The organism is Bdellovibrio sp. HCB117 (assembly GCF_047305915.1).
Taxonomy (GTDB): domain Bacteria; phylum Bdellovibrionota; class Bdellovibrionia; order Bdellovibrionales; family Bdellovibrionaceae; genus Bdellovibrio; species Bdellovibrio bacteriovorus_B.
Genome location: NZ_CP178622.1, coordinates 3,179,548 through 3,200,694, shown reverse-complemented (window position 1 = coordinate 3,200,694; position 21,147 = coordinate 3,179,548). Strand labels below are relative to the sequence as shown.

Here is a 21,147-nt window from a genome sequence, read left to right as displayed (position 1 = left end):
AACCCGCAGAACTGAAGCGCCAGCAGGCGCGGCAGCTGAAGCAGCAAGAAACTTTTTAGAAGGAGACCTCAATGGCAGTCATGAGTACCAAACTAGGAGTCAACGCATTCGGCGCAACAACTACGAAAGCCGAAAACGTGGGTGCTTCTAACATCAGTGCTCTCGATAAGGATAAACTTGGCGGCGAAAACGTCGGCGAAGTTTTAAATAAAATCGTTGATGCCAATTGGACGGATCCAGCGAAAAAAGCCCGTACAACGGGAAATCCCAACTTGGATAAAGATGCTTTCTTCAAGTTGATGCTGACGCAAATGAAAAACCAAGATCCGACGAATCCAATGAAGAGTCACGAGATGGCGGCACAGCTAGCAAACTTCTCGTCTCTAGAGCAAATGCAGAACATGAACAGAACATTGGAAGAATTGAAAAACGGACAGAAACCAACAGAAAGTTTCCAAGCGTTGAACTTGATCGGCAAAGCTGTATCGGGTGATTCTTCGAAAGTTGTTCGTGGCGTGAATGATAAAGAACACGATTTCAAATTCAATCTTCCAATGGAAGCGGCGGAAGTGAGTGTGAAAGTTCGTGATGCCGAAGGAAACATTGTTCGTTCATACAACCTCAAAGGTTTGAAGCCAGGTGAAAACAAACTGACTTGGAACGGTGAGGATGAAAAAGCAATGAAAGCTCCTCCGGGAGAATATCAATTCATCGCAGAAGCAAAAACAGGCGATGGTAAAAAAATGGGATTGAAAACAGACTTCGAAGGAATGATCACAGGCGTGAGTTATTCACCAGAAGGCCCTGTTCTTCACGTGGGAAATCAGGCGATTCGTTTCTCTGACGTGAAAAAGATCACAGACCCTCGTCTTATGAGTAACGACCAGAAAATAAATGATGTTACAAACCTAGACTTGAAGAAAGATGATGCCCTAGGACAAACTGAAAAAGAGGGGAATGTTGTTCAACAAACATCTTCCACTGCTAGCGCTCCTACGGCAAAATCGAATATCATGAAGAATGTGGGTTTGTCCCGCGACATGATGGAGAAGATCGCTAAGGAGACAGCGAAGTAATGGTAGATTTAAAGAAGATACAAACATTCGATCAACTTGTTCCGAGCCAGCCAGGGAAGATAAAACAACCTGACTTGGGTAAGGGACCTTCCTTCAAGGACACCTTGAACAACATCTCGGGCGTAACGCCTCAGAATGTTGGACAAGTAAATCCTCAAGGCCTTGCCAAGGCTGCTGAAGGAGTGAAGTTCTCGAATCACGCGATTGAGCGCATGAGAACTCGGGGGATTAGTTATTCACCTGAGGACATCACGAAGCTGCAAGACGCGATCTCGAGAGCGGCGGCGAAAGGTTCCAAGGATTCATTAGTGTTAATGAATGACTCGGCACTGATCGTCAGCGTGAAGAACAACACGGTAGTAACTGTGATGGACAAGAATGCATTGAAAGAAAATGTGTTCACGAACATCGACTCTACAGTGGTTATCTAAAACGCAAGAACACAGAAGCTCAGGAAGAGCGGATGTGGGAAGTTAACAGAGTGGACGGGCTTAGTTAGCTTTTGTTTGAAAAATTAAATAATTTTAGGGCTGGTCCTCGTAGAGGAGGCCCTCCAAACGGCGGATTCCGATTGAAGACGCCAACGACATGGAGGTCACATGGGTATTCTTTCATCTCTTTACACGGGTGTGTCTGGTATGACTGCGCAAGGCGAGGCTTTGGGCGTTATCGGGGACAACATCGCCAACGCGAACACTATCGGTTTCAAAGCAAGCCGTGCAGAATTCCAAGACATCATTTCTAAAAACTTAAAAGGTATTCTTGGTGGTAACCAAATCGGTCGCGGTGTGAAGATCGGTGCAGTAAACCCAATCTTAACTCAAGGTAATATCGACGCTACAGAAAAAGTCACTGACTTGGCGATTTCTGGTGACGGTTACTTCAAAGTAAAAGGTTCCGATGGTGAATCTTTCACTCGTGATGGTTCTTTCCACTTTGACCGTGAAGGTTACTTGGTAACGAACGACAACCAAAAAGTTCAAGGTTTCTCGACAGACGAGAAGGGAAATATCGTTAACAAAATGACAGATATTAAATTCCCTCGCGCGTTGATCCCAGCAAAGGCAACGAAAGAATTGAAATTGGATCTGAACTTAGATTCGCGCATGGAAGCGACTAAGAAATTTGATATCAAAGATCCATATTCCACTTCTCACTACTCTACGGGTGTAGAGATGTATGACTCTCAAGGTAACAAACACTTGGTAAGCTTCTTCTTCAATAAAGTGGCTGATCGTGAGTGGGAATTCAAAGGTTTGGTTGACGGTAAAGAAGTGACTGGTGGCGAAGACGGAGCATTGTCTCAAGTTGTTGCCGGTAAATTGACTTTCACAGTTGACGGTAAATTGGATTCTCAAGAAGTGACTGACTCTGCATTCAACTTCAAGGGTGGTGCTCTTCAAGGTCAACAAGTTAAAATCAACTTCGGTGACGCTATTAAAGATGGCGGTAAAGGTTTGGAAGGTACTAAGCAGTACGGTAAAAACTCGGACTTGATCTCTTGGAATCAAGACGGCGCGGCAGCGGGAACAATCACTGGTTTGTCATTCAATGACGAAGGTATCTTGACGGCAGTTTACTCGAATGGACAAGCTGCGGATCTTGCTCAGATCGCTCTTGCGAAATTCGAAAATCCAGAAGCTCTTTTCAAAGTTGGTAACAACCGTTTGAAAGAATCTAGAGACTCTGGCGCCGCTTCTTTGGGTGGTCCGGGATCTTCTGGCCGCGGTAAGTTGTTCGCTAAATCTCTTGAGAGATCAACAGTAGACTTGGCGACAGAATTCGTAAACATGATCCAAAATCAACGTGGTTTCCAAGCCAACGCGAAGACAATCACGACGACAGATGAACTTTTGAACGAGGTTATCCAGCTTAAGAGATAATAATCTGATCTAAAACCTAATGACCATGTCGACGGGCTCTCTGACCAGGAGCCCGTTTTTTTATTTTTCGCGCCTCGCCGTAAATGCGAAATCTCATTTATGCAATCCTGATTACGGCACAGTTTGATTTTAAGTTTGCAATCCAAAATGAGACGTCCGTTAAATGTATGTAATAATGCTGTGTTTACGGGGTTTTATTACATTTCCGACTTTTGTTTAGAGACAAACCTGTTATATCCTTGGGCTCAGAAATAACATGAACGTAACAAAGGTGACTCTGTATGAGATGCTTAGTAGTTGAAGACGATAACGAAATCGCAACGATCGTGAAACAGGGCTTAGGGGAACTTGAAGGCGAAGTGGAAGTTGAAGCCAACGGCCGCCGCGCTTACGAGAGAGCTTTGACAAATCATTACGACATCATCGTACTTGATCTAATGCTTCCTGAGATGGACGGTTACACATTCGCAAAGTCTTTGCGCGAAAAAGAAGTGAACACGCCAATCTTAATCCTTAGCGCCTTGCGCGAATTAGACGACCGTTTGAAAGGTTTAAGCATGGGTGGCGACGACTACCTTACAAAACCTTTTGCAATGGCTGAGTTGCAAATCCGCGTTAAAAATCTTTTGAAGCGCGCGCAAAAAGCTTCTGAAGTGACTCAATTGGTTTTCCAAGATTTGAAGTTGAACCGATTGAATCGTGAAGTGGTGCGTGCGGGTCGCAAGTTGGATCTACAAGAAAGAGAATTCGTTCTTCTAGATCTATTCATGAGCAATCCAAATAAAATCATCGGAAAACAAACGATCCTTAAGGAAGTTTGGAATTATGATTTCGATCCACAAACAAACGTGGTAGACGTATTGGTATGCCGTTTAAGAAACAAGTTAGAGAAGGATTTCCCTACACGACTTATTTATACGGTCAGAGGTGTAGGATATGTTCTTAAGTCGTCTTAAGCCGACTCTTTTCCGAATCAGCACTAAATTGACCTTAGCGTACTCTTTAGTGCTGATCCTTAGTTCCACCGTCATATTTAGCTTCCTTTACTTTCAAATAAGTCAGGCCCTGCAAAATCAGGAACGACTGGTATTGGAAGCTAAACTCGAAGAATACCGAAATCGTATCGAAATGCGCGGGCTCAAAGAGCTGACGGACTATTTTTCTTATGTTCCTGGTTACGATCAGAATGCCGCTTTGCTTGTGAGTTTAGTAAACCCGAGGGGCGACGTCCTTTTTCTTCATGAACCTATTGCAGGTACGAATGTGGATTTTGAGGATGTGAAGTCCGAGGTTATTAATCAGAAGTCTCCGCATTTTGATTTCGTCATGCCCGAAGCAAAAGGAAACGACAGTCTGTTGATTTTCGGCAGAACTTTGAAAGATGGAAATCGCCTTTTCGTCGCAAAAAGCACTGAAGGACTGGGCGTTCAATTGCGCAATCTGCAAAAAATTTTCTGGTGGTTGCTTTTACCTGTGGCCTTGGTGGGTTTCTTAGGGGGCTTGTTCCTTTCTAATAAAACGCTCAGCCCTGTCCGGGAGCTTTTGACTTCAATGAAAAAGATTGAAGGTGGCTCTTTATCGACACGTGTACCGATTGGTGGCAGTGACGACGAATTAGAAGAGCTCAAAATTCTTTGTAATAAGATGCTCGATAAGATCGAAAATCTGGTGAACGGATTGAAAGAGGCCTTTGATCACCTAGCTCACGATATTCGTACGCCGGTGACACGCTTGCGGGGTCGTGCCGAACTGGCATTGCAAGCTGAAGGTGATATCGAAACTTATCGTGAAGCTTTACAAAGCTGCTTTGAAAACTCAGATAAGATTCTTAACTTCCTGCAAGTTCTTACAGATATTACTGAAGCAGAAAACCGCAGTAAAAAACTGAAGCTTGAAAAGAAGTTTATCAGTCAGTTGGTTGAGGAAATCATGAGTTTGTACGAGATGGCTTTTGAAGAAAAAGACATCAAGATCAGCGTAAAGCTGGATGCTCACGATTGGGCCATGGTTGATGCCCGTCTGATTAGTCGAGTGATTGCCAACCTTTTGGATAATGCCCATAAATACACGCCTTCTGGCGGTGAGGTGTTGATTGAAACTATCAATCAAACTGAAAACGTCATATTGCGTGTGACAGACACGGGACCTGGTATTGCGCCAGAAGAGCATGCCGCGATTTTCCAAAAACTGTATCGCAGTGATAAGAGCCGTTCTGAATATGGTATGGGGTTGGGTCTGACATTTGTTAAAGCCGTTGTCGAAGCTCATGACGGAAAGGTCTCTGTCCGAAGTCCTGTGAAGGATGGAAAGGGCACAGAATTCGAAGTTCTTTTGCAAAAGATGTCTTAATAAAGCGCACTGGGTGCGCTTTATTCTGTCGTCTCAATCTGCTTTGTAGTAAACTTAGTTTAAATTCGAATACCAAGGGTTTTGCGGAAGAGTTTCGCAAAAGTTTTTTGATGGTAGGGTCGCCATCCTTTCTAGAAAGGATGCCCCTATGGAGCTTGGTGAAAAGTTCTTAAATCTTCTATTTATATTTATCCCGCTGATTTTCTTTGTATCACTTTTCTTTTACATGGAGTCTCGTCGGAAATCCAAAGGGGGCTCGGCCCGAGACTCGAAACATCGCTAATAAGAGATTTCAACGACCTGTACGTCCACGGTGCGGGTCGATGGATTTCCCTGGGCGTCTGTTGTTGGGACTTGCTGGCGATATATTTTCTGGCTCATTTGCGGTGAGATCGAATGCTTACCTTGCCTATAGTAAGTTTGTAAAACATTGACGTTTTTGCCATTGGATTTAAAGGCGAAATGAATACTGTCGACATCGCGTAGGTCCACATCGAAATGGATAACACCGTTTTGTGAAAGGACGGACGCGATCTTTTGTCCATTCATTAGAACATCAATGACAGCACCATTTACGGCATCTGTGAGAACACTCAAAGACTTCACGCTTTGTAAGTCTGTAGGGCTTGTAGGCGCGCCTGAAGATGTTTTTCCCGCGTCGACGATGGTTAAGGATACGCCAATGCTTCCTGACGTAGTCCCAGCCTGAACAAACAAGGATACGAAAAGAACAGTGATGAAGGCTGGAATACAGAATTTCATGGAACAAGCTCCGTTTCTGAGAGGTTTGAATGTGTTTCAACGAAGGAGCAATCACCGTGCCCGGCTGCGAGATATTAAGAAGATCTGGAGGCTTGTTTCAGAGTATAAAAACCAAAAAATGCGCATTTTTTGGCAATGCTTATAAAACTTAAACATATTTAGCCTCTTTATGGGCAAATAGGTGTGTCGATCAGACGCTTTATACGAAGTTACCAAACCTGACTTCCTAACAAATTTGGTAATCGAAACACTTGGAACAATACCTGCTAAACCCTTCCTGAATCTTAAAATAAAAGGATGGTTTATGAAAAGTTCAGTAGTTACAGTTTTGGGTTGTCTTCTTTTTACGCTCTCTGTCTTTGCGCAGGAGTCAGGAAATCGTAGCTGTCTAGAGCCTTGTACTTCTAAAAGAGATTTCCCCTACTTCGCGCACACAACTACAGGCATAGATCACGGCTACGACATGACGATAAAAAAGGAAATTGTTGGTGATGCTCAAATTAAATTTTCGCTGATCGTTGAAGGCGCAGAAGTCGGGATGCCACAGAGCTCTTTGATTTCATTGTCACGTACCGAGGATCTGCTTATGTTCCGTATGGTGAATTATAAGTACGATAAGAATTGGCAAAAGCCCGATGATTTCCAAGGCAGTATCGCACTTAAAATTTCTTTGGTGCGCGGCGAAGAATTGCTTACGTCGCAAGTTATTCCTTTTGCTGCAGACACAGTGGCTGAACAATTTTTTGTGGATGAGCCACGCGAAATTATTTTGCAGTCCAAAGCAGCTTCTGCAAAAATCACGACCGAGTTGATTGCTGCAGGAGGAATGAAATGTCGCTGGAAGCTGATTTCCTCTGGGACGATGTATTGTGATCCTCTAAAATAGATCTCTCGCTCCAAGATTTCCCTTCTTGGAGCTTTCAAGTTACGCGTTGGTAATTGACCCCGTGTAGCCCACAGAATTAAATCCTCGTAAGAATTTGTGTTTTGTCTACATGTTTAAATTCCCATAATGTTTATTCGAAGATGTCTCGAACTAAGGAGAGATCTTGTGGCTAAGCTTGATACTCATGTAGAAGCAAAAAGTCGTTCCGGAAAAAAGAATTCTAAAACACCTGTGAAGCCGATGAAGATGAAAGAGTTTTCGTCAGTCGACAAAAAAAATGTCGCACCGTCAACCTTTCTGAATTTTGAAATGCCAACAGACACAAACCCCAAAGAACAACTGCGCCAGCTTTTGTTCACGGTAAAAGCCGTGCGACGTGGTGACTTCGCGGTGAGAATGCCGGTGGGGCAAGAGGGTATCATTGCTGAAATCGGTGAAGTCCTCAACGATATCATCGAGCTTAACGAAAATATGGCCAACGAATTCGTCAGAGTTCGAAGCACCGTCGGTCTTGAAGGTAAGATGAACGAACGTGTGTCGATGGGGTCGGTGCGCGGCGCCTGGGCGACAAGTGTAGACTCTGTGAATCTTCTTATCGGGGATCTGGTACAGCCGACACAAGAGGTCGCGCGTGTCATCACCTCCGTGGCAAAGGGCGACTTGTCACAGAAGATGTCCTTAGAAATTGAATCCCGCGCGGTCAAAGGGGAGTTCTTGCGTATCGGTACCACGGTGAATGCCATGGTGGACCAGTTAAATTCATTTGCCTCTGAGGTTACGCGTGTTGCGAAAGAGGTGGGTACGGAAGGAAAACTGGGCGGACAAGCGGACGTTCGCGGTGCTTCAGGTATTTGGAGAGACTTAACAGATAACGTAAACAGCCTTGCGGGTAACTTGACGGACCAGGTTCGTAACATCGCCAAAGTAACAACAGCCGTAGCCAAAGGGGACTTGTCGCAAAAGATCACGGTTGATGCCAAGGGCGAGATCTTCGAGCTCAAAAACACTATCAACGTCATGGTGGATCAGCTTTCATCATTCGCCGCCGAGGTAACGCGTGTTGCGAAGGAAGTAGGTACGGAAGGTCGTCTGGGTGGTCAGGCCGACGTAAAAGGTGTGTCTGGTACCTGGAAAGATTTAACAGACAACGTAAATGGTCTTGCGAATAATCTAACAGCGCAAGTACGTAACATCGCGAAAGTAACAACGGCGGTTGCCAACGGTGACTTGTCACAAAAAATCACGGTCGATGCGCGCGGTGAAATCTTAGAGCTTAAAAATACCATCAACGTGATGGTGGACCAGTTGAACTCGTTCGCAGCCGAAGTGACTCGTGTCGCGAAGGAAGTGGGTACTGAAGGTCGTCTGGGTGGTCAGGCCGACGTAAAAGGTGTGTCTGGTACTTGGAAAGACTTAACAGATAATGTGAATGGTCTTGCGAATAACTTAACGGCGCAAGTCCGTAACATCGCCAAAGTAACAACAGCCGTAGCAAATGGTGACTTGTCACAAAAGATCACGGTTGACGCCAAAGGTGAAATTCTTGAACTGAAAGACACCATCAACACAATGGTGGATACGCTTCGCTCATTCGCAGCGGAGGTAACACGTGTTGCGAAAGAAGTTGGTACCGAAGGAAAACTAGGTGGTCAGGCCGACGTAAAAGGTGTTTCTGGTACATGGAAAGACTTAACTGACAATGTGAACGGACTAGCCGGGAACTTAACAGCTCAAGTGCGTAACATCGCTAAAGTTACCACCGCGGTGGCGACAGGGGACTTGTCACAAAAGATTACGGTCGATGCTAAAGGCGAAATCCTTGAATTAAAAAATACAATCAACACGATGGTGGATCAGTTGAACTCATTCGCTGCCGAGGTGACTCGTGTCGCGAAAGAGGTTGGTACTGAAGGTAAACTGGGCGGACAAGCCGAAGTTCGCGGAGTTTCTGGTACGTGGAAAGACCTCACAGACAACGTAAATAGCTTAGCGGGTAACTTAACAGACCAAGTACGTAATATCGCGAAAGTAACAACCGCCGTTGCTAAAGGCGACTTGTCACAAAAAATTACGGTGGATGCTAAGGGCGAGATCTTTGAGCTTAAAAATACAATCAACGTCATGGTGGATCAGTTGAACTCATTCGCAGCCGAGGTGACTCGTGTCGCGAAAGAGGTGGGTACTGAAGGTAAACTGGGCGGACAAGCCGAAGTTAAAGGTGTTTCCGGTACTTGGAAAGACCTTACTGATAACGTGAATGGTCTAGCCGGAAACTTAACAGCGCAAGTACGTAACATCGCTAAAGTTACGACGGCGGTCGCAAAAGGTGACTTGTCACAGAAAATCACGGTTGATGCCAAAGGCGAGATCTTCGAATTAAAAAATACAATCAATACGATGGTGGATCAATTGAACTCATTCGCTGCCGAGGTGACTCGTGTGGCGAAAGAAGTAGGTACTGAAGGTAAACTGGGTGGACAAGCGGAAGTTCGCGGAGTTTCTGGTACATGGAAAGACTTAACTGATAACGTCAACAGCCTTGCCGGAAATCTAACCGCGCAAGTACGTAATATCGCGAAAGTAACAACAGCCGTTGCAAAAGGTGACCTGTCTCAGAAGATCACCGTTGATGCCAAGGGTGAAATCCTAGAGCTGAAAAATACAATCAACGTGATGGTGGATCAGTTGAACTCATTCGCTGCCGAGGTGACTCGTGTGGCGAAAGAGGTTGGTACTGAAGGTAAATTGGGCGGACAAGCGGAAGTAAAAGGTGTTTCGGGTACGTGGAAAGACCTTACAGATAACGTAAATGGTCTTGCAGGAAATCTAACAGCTCAAGTTCGTAACATCGCCAAAGTAACAACAGCCGTTGCAAAAGGTGACCTGTCTCAGAAGATCACCGTTGATGCCAAGGGTGAAATCCTAGAGCTGAAAAATACAATCAACGTGATGGTGGATCAGTTGAACTCATTCGCTGCCGAGGTGACTCGCGTGGCGAAAGAGGTTGGTACTGAAGGAAAACTAGGTGGACAAGCCGATGTTAAAGGGGTGTCTGGAACTTGGAAAGACTTAACGGATAACGTGAACTTCATGGCATCAAACTTGACCATGCAAGTCCGTGGTATCGTGAAAGTCGTAACTGCTGTTGCCAATGGTGATTTAAATCAAAAATTCGTTCTTGAAGCAAAAGGGGAAGTGGCCGCTCTTGCGGAAACGATCAACTCTATGACAGACACGCTACGTACGTTCGCGGATCAAGTATCCACGGTCGCACGTGAAGTGGGTGTCGAAGGTAAACTGGGAGCACAAGCCCACGTACCTGGTGTTGCCGGTACATGGAAAGATTTAACAGATAACGTAAACTTCATGGCCTCGAACTTAACAAAACAAGTTCGCGGTATCGTGAAAGTCGTTACTGCCGTTGCCGAAGGTGACTTGAACCAAAAATTCGTTCTTGAAGCAAAAGGGGAAGTGGCCGCTCTTGCTGAAACGATCAATTCAATGACAGATACTCTTCGCACATTCTCTGACCAGGTAACGACAGTTGCCCGTGAGGTGGGTATCGAAGGTAAACTAGGCGGACAGGCGAAAGTTCCGGGCGCTTCGGGTACTTGGAAAGATTTGACCGACAACGTGAATCAGCTTGCCGGAAACTTAACAACACAAGTTCGTGCGATCGCGGAAGTATCGACAGCGGTAACAAAAGGTGATTTGACTCGTTCAATCACGGTGGAAGCACAAGGAGAGGTTGCGGCCCTTTCTGAAAATATCAATCAGATGATCTCAAATCTGAAAGACACGACTCAGAAAAACCAAGAGCAAGACTGGTTGAAAACGAACCTCGCGAAGTTCTCCGGAATGATGCAAGGGCAGCGTTCCGTGACTTCAGTCGCGCAGTTGATCATGTCCGAGCTGACTCCATTGGTGGACGCTCGTCATGGAACATTCTTCATGGCAGAAAATGAAGGCAATGAAACTGTCTTGAATTTGATTGCGAGCTACGCTTTCACTGAAAGAAGAAATGTTTCTAACAAATACAAACTTAAAGAAGGTCTGGTGGGTCAGTGCGCGTTCGAGAAAAAACGCATTCTTCTGATCTCTCCACCGGATGACTATGTAAAAATCAGTTCCAGCATCGTGGAAGAAAAGCCACGCAACGTGATTGTTCTTCCGGTTCTGTTCGAGGGAGAGCTGAAAGCCGTTATTGAATTGGCTTCCGTCATTCCGTTTACTCAGAACTATATCAACTTCCTGGATCAGTTAATGGATTCGGTCGGCGTTATCCTGAACATGATCTCTTCAAGTATGAGAACAGAGGAGCTTCTGCAAGAGTTGAAACGTTCCAATGCCGAACTGGAAGCGCAAGCAAAAGAGCTCGAAGAAAAGGCGAAACTTTTGGAAGTCAAAAACCAAGAGGTCGAACTGGCGTCTCGTTCACTCGAAGAAAAAGCGGAACAACTGTCACTTATTTCGAAGTACAAGTCCGAATTCTTGGCGAACATGTCCCACGAACTTCGCACGCCGCTTAATAGCTTGTTAATCCTGTCAAAAACATTGGCGGATAATAAGGATAAGAACTTAAGTGCGGAACAGGTGAAATTTGCAAGCACGGTCCATTCCGCCGGACAAGACTTGTTAGCATTGATCAACGAGATTCTAGATCTATCAAAAGTGGAAGCTGGAAAAATGCCAGTCACGCCAAAAGCAGTTCCACTCAAAGAGGTTCAAGAATACATCGAGCAGACGTTCCGTCCGGTGGCAGAGCACAAGGGTCTGGAGTTTGTTATCGAAACCAGCACGGACCTCCCGAAAAACATGTATACGGATGAAAACCGTCTGCAACAGATTTTGAAGAACCTTTTGTCAAATGCTTTTAAGTTCACTGAAAAAGGACAAGTGAAGCTGGAAGTTGTTTGGGACAAAACGCGCACTGGATACTCCAGCGAAGGCAGCAAATCTAAAGGAGCGATGGTCTTCCGAGTAACCGATACCGGTATCGGTATTCCATTAGAAAAACAGAAATTGATCTTCGAAGCCTTCCAACAAGCTGACGGCACGACAAGTCGTAAATACGGTGGAACTGGTTTGGGTCTGACGATCAGTCGAGAAATCGCTCGCCTCTTGGGCGGTGTTATCGAAGTGCAAAGTCAGCCAGGCGTAGGCAGTAGCTTTACTCTAGTTCTTCCATTGAAGTACACGGGTGCTGAATCGCAGAATGTGGGAATTCAAGCAGACGAAAGCACTCAAGCTCTGCCACTCCCAGTTGAGGCTGACTTCACAGGTCGTAAAGTTTTGATTGTCGATGATGACGTCCGTAACGTTTTCGCTCTTTCAAGCGTCCTCAAAATGCGTGGTATGAATGTGATCTTTGCTGAAAACGGCAAACAAGGTATCAAGGTTCTTACTGAAAATCCGGATACAGATTTGGTATTGATGGACACGATGATGCCGGAAATGGACGGATTGGAAGCCACCCGCGAAATCCGCACACTTCCTCAGTTTGCAAATTTGCCGATCATTTCATTGACGGCGAAAGCAATGAAGGGCGACAGAGAAAAGTGTCTTGAAGCCGGTGCTTCAGACTACGTCACGAAGCCTGTTGACGAAGCACATTTGTTATCAGTCATGTACTCTTGGTTGCCGAATAAGGAAAAAATGAACTAATTATGCGCAAAGATCAGAGCCTCGTAGACATTTTAATAGTCGATGATCGTATCGACGGCCTCATCACTCTAGAGGCCGTCCTTGATATGCCCGGCGTGAATTTGGTCAAGGCTCAATCGGGTCGTGAGGCTTTGGATCTTTTAAACCTTTATGATTTCGGTGTGATTCTGTTGGATGTGCAGATGCCAGAGCTGGACGGTTTTGAAACTGCGGCTTTGATTCGCAAGCACGAAAAATACAAACTGACGCCGATCATTTTTGTAACTGCTATCAATAAAGATGAGCGCTATATCTATCGCGGCTATGAAGCCGGTGCAGTGGATTATATTTTTAAGCCATTCGAACCTCAGATTTTGCGTTCGAAAGTCAGCGTCTTCATCGAGCTCTTCAAAAAAAATCGTCAATTGCAAGCGCAAGCCGAAACCATTCGTGAAAGCGAACGTCGGGAGCGCTATCTGCGTCTTACCGAGTTGGAAAATGAAAGTCTGAAACGATACCGCAATCTTGCAGATGCCATTCCCCATATGGTGTGGCGTGCGCGTGGGGACGGAACTTTGGATTACTTCAACAAAGGTTGGAGTGATTACACCGGACTTTCTTTAGAAAAAAGTTTCGGAAGTGGATGGCAAACAGCGTTTGTCAGTGATGATCTACCCAACTTCCTTAAAACCTGGATGCAGGCTATGGCAGACGGAAGTTCATTCGAATGTGAATGCCGCATCACCAAACACGACGGCGAGCAACGTTGGTTCTGGGTAAAGACAGTTTCCGAACTTAATCAATTTGGCCAAGCACAGAATTGGTTAGGCACTTGTACTGACATTCATGATCGTAAGATGGCAGAGATCCGACTGATTCAGGCTGAAAAGGAAGCCAAAGCGGCGAATCTTTCTAAAACCAGTTTCCTTGCTAATATGAGTCATGAAATTCGCACACCTATGAACGCTATCCTGGGCTTTACAGAGTTGATGTTGGAACCCAATCAAACGTCGGAAGATCGCATTGATTGCATTCATACCGTGCAAAGAAATGCCAGCCAGCTTCTTAAAATCATTGACGAGATTTTAGATATTTCGAAAGTTGAATCTGGACACATGACGATTGAACATGTCGAAGTCAATATGTCTGCATTGCTGGAAGATTTAAAGAATCTATTGAATCTTCAGGCCGCCGATAAGGGTTTGAATTTTGAAATTAATTTGATGAACTCGATTCCGCAGGCCATTTATTCAGATCCGACTCGTTTAAGACAAATTCTTTTAAATCTTGTCGGAAACGCTTTGAAGTTCACCAGTCACGGATTTGTTCACCTAGATGTGCAGTGGCAAAATGATGAAATGAGATTTTTGATTTCTGATTCGGGGGTAGGTATCGCTCCTGAACATGCTTCTAAATTATTCCAACCCTTTGTTCAAGAGGACGGTTCTACGACACGCAAATTTGGTGGAACTGGTTTGGGTCTTGCATTGTCTCGTCAACTTGCGCGCGCCATGGGTGGTGATGTGAAATTGGAAGAAAGCAAGCAGGGCAAGGGCAGTAAATTCCTCGTAACGATTCATGCGGAACCGGTGAATAGAAAGAGCCTGATCTCGAACTTAGAATTCGGTATTCAAAGAAAAAGAAAAAGCATCTCTGAGATCAGCGATGGTCGTTTGAAAGGCATGAAAGTTCTTTTGGTAGAAGATGTTCTAGATAACCAAGCATTAATGGTTCACTTTCTAAATATCGCTGGCGCCCAGGTGGATGTCGCCAACAATGGACAAGAAGGCATCGCAAAGGCCCTGAAGGGCAAATACGATGCGGTTTTAATGGATATTCAAATGCCATTGATGGACGGCTACGAGGCGACACGTCTTTTAAGATCTCAAAATTTTAAAGCCCCCATTATCGCTCTTTCAGCACATGCTTTGCGCGAAGAACGGGAAAAAAGTATCAGTGCCGGTTGCACAGAACATCTTGCTAAGCCGGTCGAATTCAACGTTCTGATTGAGCATCTTTCGAAGTTCAATCCTAATAAACCTAAGGAAGGGGATGCTCATGTCCGGTGAGATACCTGATGATATCCGTGAATTTATTCGACGGTATATCAGCTCGGTTTCTCTGTTAGAAGTTTTACTGTTGATGAAGCGGGATTCTACGAAAGCGTGGCGCGCGGAAGACATTAGTTCTGAAATGCGAACGAACGTATCCTACGCCTCATCACAGCTTGCAGAGTTGGCGGCGGCAAAATTAATCGTAAATAATGGCGGGGGCTATGAATTCCCTGCCGATTCAAAACAAATGGAGATCCTGAATCGATTGGAAGAGCTCTATGCCAATCGTCGATCTTCTGTTATCGGATTTATTTACTCTCAACCCATTGATAGCATCCGCGACTTCGCGAATGCCTTTAAGATTAAGAAGGACTAGTTATGGCGTTCGTGGTCTATCTTCTCTGTTCGGTTATGAGCACCTTCTGTGCCTTTATGCTGATGCGCGCTTACCTTAGCAACCGCACCCGACTTCTTTTCTGGAGCAGCGCCTGTTTTGTCGGAATCGCTTTAAACAACATTTTACTTTCTGTCGATTTTCAATTGGGACCCAGTTATGACCTGTCTACGATCCGCGCGGTGATTATCTTCGTGGCGATGGCTTCGTTTATTTACGGTTTGATTTGGGATACGGTGTAATATGGACAATCAAGAATTTAATCAGTTTCTCTATGGCGCCGTGATGATGGCGTCGATTGCCGCGGGCATTTTCTTTCTTAAATTTTGGAGGAAGACTACCGATCGTTTTTTTCTCTTATTTTCTTTAGCCTTCTTTTTATTGGCTATTGAACGATTCATCTTTGTGTTTATTCAAAGTGAAAACGAAGTTCATACCTATGTCTTCGTCTTCCGATTGTTGGCATTTATGATGATTACGGGCGCCGTGGTTGAAAAGAACCGAGCTTAAACGCCCAAGTAAGACTTACGGACCTCGTCGTTGTTAAGAAGATTCTGAGCTGAATCCTGCATGACGACGCGACCCGTTTCCAAAACATAAGCGCGGTGGGAAATTTTCAAAGCCATGCGCGCGTTTTGCTCCACTAAAAGAATCGTCATTCCTTCTTTATTCAGTTTTTTCACAATTTCAAAAATTTGCGCAACGATCAGGGGAGCCAATCCTAAAGAAGGCTCATCCAAAAGAAGCAGCTTAGGCTTACACATTAAAGCGCGGCTGATGGCGAGCATCTGTTGTTCACCACCTGACAGTGTCCCGGCCATTTGCGCGACACGCTCTTTCAAGCGTGGAAAAAGATCGAAGCACATTTCTAAGTCGGCTTTCACCTGCGCTTTGTCAGAGCGGGCATAGGCTCCCATTTCTAGGTTTTCGTATACGCTCATCTGAGGGAATACGCCGCGGCCCTCGGGAGACTGCGCAATGCCTAAGTTCACGCGTTTATGAGTAGGAACTTTAGTCAGATTCTGATTTGCAAATGAGATCTGGCCCTGTACCGGAACGAGTCCCGAAATAGCTCTTAAGGTCGTCGTTTTGCCTGCACCATTGGCGCCGATCAAAGACACAACTTCGCCTTCGTTGACGTAAAAGCTGACTCCTTTTAAAGCTTGAATGGACCCATAAAAAACTTCTAAATTTTCGACGGTTAAAAGCGGAGAACTCATTCTTTTTCCTCCACGCCAAGGTAGGCTTCGATCACTTTTTGTGAACCTTGAACCTTTTGAGGATCACCTTCTTCGATCTTCACTCCGTGGTCCAAAACGATGATGTTTTCGCAAATGCCCATGACCAGCTTCATGTCATGTTCGATCAAAAGAACGGTCAGCTTAAACTCTTCGCGAATTTTAGCAATGGTCTCCATCAAATGATGGGTTTCAGAATGGTTCATACCCGCCGCGGGTTCATCTAATAGAATAATTTTGGGATCCGTTGCAAGGGCGCGAACGATCTCAAGCTTTCGCTGTTCCCCGTAAGGCAAAGAGTTTGCGGGCTTATGAGCTTTTCCATCGAGATGAAAGATCTTGAGCAAACTCATCGCTTTTTCCTGCAAAGCTTGTTCGGCCTTACGGAAGCGAGATGTTTGCAAAAGGGTGTCGAAAAGCCCGTAGTGCATGTGTTGATGACCGGCAATCAAAACGTTATCTAAAACTGTAAGGCCTTTAAAAAGACGGATGTTTTGAAATGTGCGCGTGACTCCATGATGCGAGATCTCATAAGGTTTTAGGCCTTTTAAAGATTTACCTTCCAGAGCAACATCGCCATGAGTGGGCTGATACACACCGGTAAGCATGTTGAAGACCGTCGTTTTGCCAGCTCCATTAGGACCGATCAGTCCTGCAAGCTGCCCCTTGCGAATTTTAAATTCCAAAGAGTCGACAGCCTTCAGACCGCCGAACTGCATGGTGATCTTACGCGCCTCAAGCAGAACGTCGGACATATTTTCTCCAAACATCGGTGATTTCTTTTTCGCCGAAAAGTCCCTTCGGGCGAAGAATCATAACCAAGATTAAAAGCAAAGAATAGATGACCATGCGGAGGTCGATACCGGTGAACTCCTGTAAAGGACGCAAAGCTTCTGGAAGAATCGTCAGAACGACTGCGGCAACAATAGAACCTGTCATCGAGCCCATGCCCCCTAGGACCACCATGATCACGGCATTCACGCTTAAAAGAAAAGTAAAGGAAGAAGGGTTGATGAAGTTAGTGAAGTGCGCAAACAAGGAACCTGCGACACCAGCAAAGAAGCTGGACAGCACGAAGGAGCGTACTTTCATGCGGGTCGTGTTAATACCCATGGCCTCTGCCGCAATTTCATCTTCACGCACACTTAAAAAACCGCGACCGTAAGTAGAGTGCATCACGCGCCAAATAGTAAAGAAGCAGATGACAAGCCAAATTGAGGCAAAAATAAAAGAGAACAAGAAAGAACCAAAACCAGGAATTCCCGAATATCCACGAGGGCCACCTAAGAAATCCATGTTTAGCAAAGCCACACGGATGATTTCTCCAAAGCCCAAAGTCACAATCGCAAGGTAATCCCCTTTAAGTCTCAATGAAGGAAGGCCAACTAAGAATCCTGCGATAGCGGCCAACAAACCGCCGCCCAAAGCATAAATAAAATATTCTATGGCCTGAAATGACGGAGGAATCAAATCCCAGTGAGTATTGGCGTAAGCTGAAAAGTAAGCGCCGATGGCCATGAATCCCGCGTGGCCCAAAGAAAACTGCCCCGTGTAGCCATTCACAAGATTGAGGCTCATGGAAAGCAAACAGTTCACAAGGGCAAAAAGCAAGATGAGCTGGAAGTAAGCGTTTATTCCAAAATCAAGAATGAAACCCAGGACACAAAGAAATAAAAATACGAGCAGGGGAGATTTTAGTGATTTAATCATTAAACTTTCTCCACCGAGTATTTGCCCAAAAGGCCCGCAGGCTTAAAGATCAAGATCACAATCAAAATACCAAAAGCCAAAGCGTCGCGGTACGTACTGGAAAGATAAGCGACGACCATTTCTTCAGAAAGACCCATGATCAAGGCACCTAGAACCGCACCGCCTAAGTTGCCGATGCCACCCAAGACGGCCGCGACGAAGGCCTTCATGCCAATCATCATTCCCATCAACGGATCGATTTTAGGATATTTCATTCCGACAAGTACGCTGCCTACTCCGGCCAATGAAGAACCGACAACGAAAGTAAACGCGATGATTCGATCAGGATTCACACCAAGAAGGCTAGCGACAGAAGCATTGCTGCTCACAGCACGCATAGCACGACCGATTTTTGTTTTAAAAATAAGAAAATTCAAAGCAAGCATCGCAAGGATGCTGACGACAAGAACCGTGATATCGAAAGACTTTAATTCAACGTTACCGATATTGAATAAAACAAAGTCGTTCATCACAGAGGGGAAGACTTTAGGGTCTGCACCGAAAACAACTTGGCCGGAATACTCTAAGAATAAACTCACACCAATCGCCGTGATAAGAATATTTAACTTCGGTGCGTTTCGAAGGGGGCGATAGGCCAGGCGCTCAATGATCAAACCTAAAATACTACAACAGATCATTGAAACAATAAGAAGAGTGATCAGGGAAGAAATGCCCGGGTTGTTTTCAATGCCGATCCAACGAGCGAAGTAGTAAGCGGCAAAAGCGCCCACCATGTAAACATCCGAGTGGGCGAAGTTGATCATTTTCAGGATTCCATACACCATCGTGTAACCAAGGGCGATCAGTGCGTAAATAGAGCCAAGACTGATACCGTTGATAATGTGTTGTATGAAATCCTGCATGCACCGTCCTTATGGCGTGATCGTCGTAATATATTTGCGGTTGGTACCGTCTACTTGGATGATCACGGCACTTTTCACAGCGTCGCGATTTTCATTCAAAGTGATTTTGCCTGTCACGCCTGCAAAATCTTTCGTTTTAGCTAGTTCATCACGAATAGACTTTCCTGACAAGTCGGGAGCACGCTCAATGGCTGCCGCTAAGATTTTTCCGGCGTCGTAGCCCAAGGCAGCCAAGGCATCCGGCGTTTCATTGTATTTTGCTTTGAATTTTTTAATAAACTCAGTCACTAAAGGGTCTGTAGACTCTGTCGTGTAGTGATTCGAATAATAATTGCCGTTCACAGCTTCTTTGCCAATCTCTGAAAGTTTGTCGCTGTCCCAGCCGTCGCCACCCATCAGTGGCACTTTGATACCAAGTTGACGTGCTTGTTGAGAGATCAAGCCCACTTCTGTGTAGTAACCTGGAACATAGATACCATCTGGATTTTTTGAGCGGATCTGAGTCAGTTGCGCTTTAAAATCGATGTCTCCGGCTTGATAGCTGAGATCGTTTGTGATTTCGCCACCGCGTTTTTTAAACTCTTCTGAAAAAACGTCTGCAAGACCCACGCTATAATCGTTTTTTACGTCACGAAGAATCGCCACTTTTTTAAGTTTCAAATTCTCATTCGCAAACTTAGCCATGACGAAGCCTTGGAAAGGGTCGATGAAACAAATGCGGAACACATAATCACCAATTTTAGTTACATCCGGATTTGTCGAAGCGTGAGAAAGAAAAGGGACTTTTGCATTCTGAGCAATCGGAGCTGATGCTTTCGAGCGGCCGCTGGCGACACCACCGATAATAGCGACGACTTTATTTTGATTGATAAGGCGAGTGACGGCCGCCGCCGCCTCTTCGTTTTTACCTTGGTCATCCAGAGTCACCAAAGAAATTTTCTTTCCTTTGATTCCACCTGCGGCATTCACTTCATCCAGGGCCAAACGAACGCCTTTATTTGAACTCAAACCAAAAGTAGCATCACTTCCAGTTAAGGAATCATACTCACCAATCACGATTTCATTCTCTTTTTTTGTACAACCCGCAAAAAGCGGAAGCACCAATACCAAAGTTAAAAGCAGGCGTTTCATCAGGACCTCATTTCTAAGAGTGCAAATAGATACACACTAGAATTCAAGTTCCCAAAACTCTGGTCAAGATAAAAAGGCAGAAGAAAGGGCTTCGAATGAAGCCCTATGTAGCTAGTACGTTCGCTAAAGAAAGAAGATCTAATTGGTTCTTCTTTTCATTCTTCGTAACAAGATCCAGCGGCACTTGCACTAAGCGCTCGCCTTCGGTACCGATCATGATATCGCAATAGCCCTTCAGTAAAGAGTCTACGGCAGCGGCCCCCATCCGGCTGGCCAGTATGCGATCAGCTGCCGTCGGTGAGCCCCCGCGCTGTTGGTGGCCTAGAATGCAGACTTTCGCATCCATTCCCGATTTTTTACGAATAGCATCAGCCAGGTCGTAAGCACGACCCGGTTTTTGGCCTTCGGCTGTAATAAGAATACTGCTAGTTTTGCCGCGACCGATGGCTTCTTTAATACGATCCAGTGCTTTTTCAACAGTGGTATTTCCTTCAGGAGTGAAGATCTCTTCGGCTCCACCAGCTAGTCCAACATGCGATGCAATAAAGCCAGAATTTCGACCCATCACTTCAACGATAAAAAGACGATCATGAGAAGCGGCGGTATCGCGAATTCTATCAATCGCTTCTAAAGCAGTATTCACCGCCGTATCAAAGCCAATCGTTTTATCGCTGCCGTAGATATCATTATCAATCGTGCCGGGCACGCCGACGATTGGAATTTGGTGTTCCTCCCAAAGAGCATGAGCCCCACGGAAAGATCCGTCGCCGCCGATACAAACCATCGCATCAATGCCGGCAGCTCTTAAGTGTTGAGCCGCCTTTGCGCGACCTTCCGGTTTCATGAACTCAGTAGAGCGACCTGTTTTTAAGACAGTGCCTCCACGTTGAATGATGTTCGCCATGTCACGCAAATGAAGTTGCGAGATTTTGTTATCCATCATGCCAACGTATCCGTTTTGGATACCGTAGACTTCAAGATTTTGCGCAATACCCACACGAACCACGGCACGAATCGCCGCATTCATTCCGGGAGCATCACCACCGCTAGTATAAACACCAATCTTCTGAATTTTCTTACTGAACTGAGCCATAGAAACAGGCTACCGATCCATCGTAA

The 21,147-nt window shown here is 45.3% G+C and carries 18 protein-coding genes; 11 read left to right on the top strand and 7 right to left on the bottom strand.

Translation table 11 applies throughout. From position 1 onward, the window contains the following. Positions 1 to 71: 71 nt before the first annotated feature. The 5 genes from ACLWBD_RS15125 (at position 72) to ACLWBD_RS15105 (ending at position 5,308) form a co-directional block, all read left to right on the top strand. Positions 72 to 1,076 (top strand): flagellar hook assembly protein FlgD, encoded by a 1,005-nt coding sequence (locus ACLWBD_RS15125; protein WP_063205183.1) that lies wholly within the window; start codon positions 72 to 74, stop codon positions 1,074 to 1,076. Beyond that, entirely contained in the window at positions 1,076 to 1,507 is a 432-nt protein-coding gene (locus tag ACLWBD_RS15120) for a TIGR02530 family flagellar biosynthesis protein (protein ID WP_063242210.1), read from the top strand. Before ACLWBD_RS15125 ends, ACLWBD_RS15120 begins: the two co-directional genes overlap by 1 nt. A gap of 168 nt (positions 1,508 to 1,675) precedes the next feature. Then, on the top strand, positions 1,676 to 2,959 hold the full coding sequence (locus ACLWBD_RS15115; RefSeq protein WP_413568813.1) for a flagellar hook protein FlgE: 1,284 nt from the start codon (positions 1,676 to 1,678) through the stop codon (positions 2,957 to 2,959). Between the two features lie 281 nt (positions 2,960 to 3,240). Further along, positions 3,241 to 3,915, top strand: coding sequence for a response regulator transcription factor (locus tag ACLWBD_RS15110; RefSeq protein WP_063205180.1), 675 nt, complete (start codon positions 3,241 to 3,243; stop codon positions 3,913 to 3,915). Then, entirely contained in the window at positions 3,896 to 5,308 is a 1,413-nt protein-coding gene (locus tag ACLWBD_RS15105) for an ATP-binding protein (RefSeq protein WP_413568811.1), read from the top strand. The genes ACLWBD_RS15110 and ACLWBD_RS15105 overlap by 20 nt, the downstream gene beginning before the upstream one ends. Before the next feature lie 279 nt (positions 5,309 to 5,587). Here ACLWBD_RS15105 and ACLWBD_RS15100 read toward each other — a convergent pair whose 3' ends face one another. Next, on the bottom strand, positions 5,588 to 6,070 hold the full coding sequence (locus ACLWBD_RS15100) for a hypothetical protein (protein WP_063205179.1): 483 nt from the start codon (positions 6,068 to 6,070) through the stop codon (positions 5,588 to 5,590). A gap of 304 nt (positions 6,071 to 6,374) precedes the next feature. Here ACLWBD_RS15100 and ACLWBD_RS15095 point away from each other — a divergent pair, with 304 nt between their 5' ends. The 6 genes from ACLWBD_RS15095 (at position 6,375) to ACLWBD_RS15070 (ending at position 15,557) form a co-directional block, all read left to right on the top strand. Beyond that, positions 6,375 to 6,956 carry a hypothetical protein gene (locus ACLWBD_RS15095; protein WP_413568809.1) on the top strand — a complete coding sequence of 194 codons (582 nt, stop codon included), beginning with the start codon at positions 6,375 to 6,377 and terminating at the stop codon, positions 6,954 to 6,956. 309 nt (positions 6,957 to 7,265) lie between these two features. Further along, positions 7,266 to 12,620, top strand: coding sequence for a HAMP domain-containing protein (locus ACLWBD_RS15090; RefSeq protein ID WP_413570741.1), 5,355 nt, complete (start codon positions 7,266 to 7,268; stop codon positions 12,618 to 12,620). Between the two features lie 2 nt (positions 12,621 to 12,622). Continuing rightward, positions 12,623 to 14,668, top strand: a complete 2,046-nt coding sequence (locus tag ACLWBD_RS15085) for a response regulator (protein ID WP_413568808.1) — start codon at positions 12,623 to 12,625, stop codon at positions 14,666 to 14,668. Further along, positions 14,658 to 15,029 carry a hypothetical protein gene (locus ACLWBD_RS15080; protein ID WP_155723863.1) on the top strand — a complete coding sequence of 124 codons (372 nt, stop codon included), beginning with the start codon at positions 14,658 to 14,660 and terminating at the stop codon, positions 15,027 to 15,029. The genes ACLWBD_RS15085 and ACLWBD_RS15080 overlap by 11 nt, the downstream gene beginning before the upstream one ends. Positions 15,030 to 15,031: 2 nt before the next feature. Further along, on the top strand, positions 15,032 to 15,289 hold the full coding sequence (locus ACLWBD_RS15075; protein ID WP_373998276.1) for a DUF5985 family protein: 258 nt from the start codon (positions 15,032 to 15,034) through the stop codon (positions 15,287 to 15,289). 1 nt (position 15,290) lies between these two features. Beyond that, complete coding sequence (locus tag ACLWBD_RS15070) at positions 15,291 to 15,557, top strand: DUF5985 family protein (RefSeq protein WP_063205174.1); 267 nt, start codon at positions 15,291 to 15,293, stop codon at positions 15,555 to 15,557. Here ACLWBD_RS15070 and ACLWBD_RS15065 read toward each other — a convergent pair. From ACLWBD_RS15065 to pfkA, 6 genes are all read right to left on the bottom strand, one after another. Then, positions 15,554 to 16,267, bottom strand: a complete 714-nt coding sequence (locus ACLWBD_RS15065; protein ID WP_063205173.1) for an ABC transporter ATP-binding protein — start codon at positions 16,265 to 16,267, stop codon at positions 15,554 to 15,556. The genes ACLWBD_RS15070 and ACLWBD_RS15065 overlap by 4 nt on opposite strands. Further along, complete coding sequence (locus tag ACLWBD_RS15060; protein WP_063205172.1) at positions 16,264 to 17,040, bottom strand: ABC transporter ATP-binding protein; 777 nt, start codon at positions 17,038 to 17,040, stop codon at positions 16,264 to 16,266. The genes ACLWBD_RS15065 and ACLWBD_RS15060 overlap by 4 nt, the downstream gene beginning before the upstream one ends. After that, complete coding sequence (locus tag ACLWBD_RS15055; protein WP_413570740.1) at positions 17,021 to 17,992, bottom strand: branched-chain amino acid ABC transporter permease; 972 nt, start codon at positions 17,990 to 17,992, stop codon at positions 17,021 to 17,023. Before ACLWBD_RS15055 ends, ACLWBD_RS15060 begins: the two co-directional genes overlap by 20 nt. A gap of 2 nt (positions 17,993 to 17,994) precedes the next feature. Beyond that, positions 17,995 to 18,897, bottom strand: coding sequence for a branched-chain amino acid ABC transporter permease (locus tag ACLWBD_RS15050; protein WP_063205171.1), 903 nt, complete (start codon positions 18,895 to 18,897; stop codon positions 17,995 to 17,997). A 9-nt stretch (positions 18,898 to 18,906) separates the two neighbouring features. Then, the gene (locus tag ACLWBD_RS15045) at positions 18,907 to 20,028 is read right to left on the bottom strand and encodes an ABC transporter substrate-binding protein (RefSeq protein WP_063205170.1); all 1,122 of its coding nucleotides are present in this window, start codon (positions 20,026 to 20,028) and stop codon (positions 18,907 to 18,909) included. 103 nt (positions 20,029 to 20,131) lie between these two features. Further along, positions 20,132 to 21,121, bottom strand: coding sequence for a 6-phosphofructokinase (gene pfkA, locus ACLWBD_RS15040; protein ID WP_081112123.1), 990 nt, complete (start codon positions 21,119 to 21,121; stop codon positions 20,132 to 20,134). Between the last annotated feature and the right edge of the window lie 26 nt (positions 21,122 to 21,147).

Bases quoted from the DNA above. Each gene is read 5' to 3' on its own strand.
- ACLWBD_RS15045 (WP_063205170.1), bottom strand. From the start codon at position 20,028: ATGAAACGCCTGCTTTTAACTTTGGTATTGGTGCTTCCGCTTTTTGCG.
- ACLWBD_RS15065 (WP_063205173.1), bottom strand. From the start codon at position 16,267: ATGAGTTCTCCGCTTTTAACCGTCGAAAATTTAGAAGTTTTTTATGGG.
- pfkA (WP_081112123.1), bottom strand. From the start codon at position 21,121: ATGGCTCAGTTCAGTAAGAAAATTCAGAAGATTGGTGTTTATACTAGC.
- ACLWBD_RS15120 (WP_063242210.1), top strand. From the start codon at position 1,076: ATGGTAGATTTAAAGAAGATACAAACATTCGATCAACTTGTTCCGAGC.
- ACLWBD_RS15100 (WP_063205179.1), bottom strand. From the start codon at position 6,070: ATGAAATTCTGTATTCCAGCCTTCATCACTGTTCTTTTCGTATCCTTG.
- ACLWBD_RS15075 (WP_373998276.1), top strand. From the start codon at position 15,032: ATGGCGTTCGTGGTCTATCTTCTCTGTTCGGTTATGAGCACCTTCTGT.
- ACLWBD_RS15110 (WP_063205180.1), top strand. From the start codon at position 3,241: ATGAGATGCTTAGTAGTTGAAGACGATAACGAAATCGCAACGATCGTG.
- ACLWBD_RS15125 (WP_063205183.1), top strand. From the start codon at position 72: ATGGCAGTCATGAGTACCAAACTAGGAGTCAACGCATTCGGCGCAACA.
- ACLWBD_RS15080 (WP_155723863.1), top strand. From the start codon at position 14,658: ATGTCCGGTGAGATACCTGATGATATCCGTGAATTTATTCGACGGTAT.
- ACLWBD_RS15060 (WP_063205172.1), bottom strand. From the start codon at position 17,040: ATGTCCGACGTTCTGCTTGAGGCGCGTAAGATCACCATGCAGTTCGGC.
- ACLWBD_RS15095 (WP_413568809.1), top strand. From the start codon at position 6,375: ATGAAAAGTTCAGTAGTTACAGTTTTGGGTTGTCTTCTTTTTACGCTC.
- ACLWBD_RS15115 (WP_413568813.1), top strand. From the start codon at position 1,676: ATGGGTATTCTTTCATCTCTTTACACGGGTGTGTCTGGTATGACTGCG.
- ACLWBD_RS15050 (WP_063205171.1), bottom strand. From the start codon at position 18,897: ATGCAGGATTTCATACAACACATTATCAACGGTATCAGTCTTGGCTCT.
- ACLWBD_RS15085 (WP_413568808.1), top strand. From the start codon at position 12,623: ATGCGCAAAGATCAGAGCCTCGTAGACATTTTAATAGTCGATGATCGT.
- ACLWBD_RS15090 (WP_413570741.1), top strand. From the start codon at position 7,266: ATGCCAACAGACACAAACCCCAAAGAACAACTGCGCCAGCTTTTGTTC.
- ACLWBD_RS15070 (WP_063205174.1), top strand. From the start codon at position 15,291: ATGGACAATCAAGAATTTAATCAGTTTCTCTATGGCGCCGTGATGATG.
- ACLWBD_RS15105 (WP_413568811.1), top strand. From the start codon at position 3,896: ATGTTCTTAAGTCGTCTTAAGCCGACTCTTTTCCGAATCAGCACTAAA.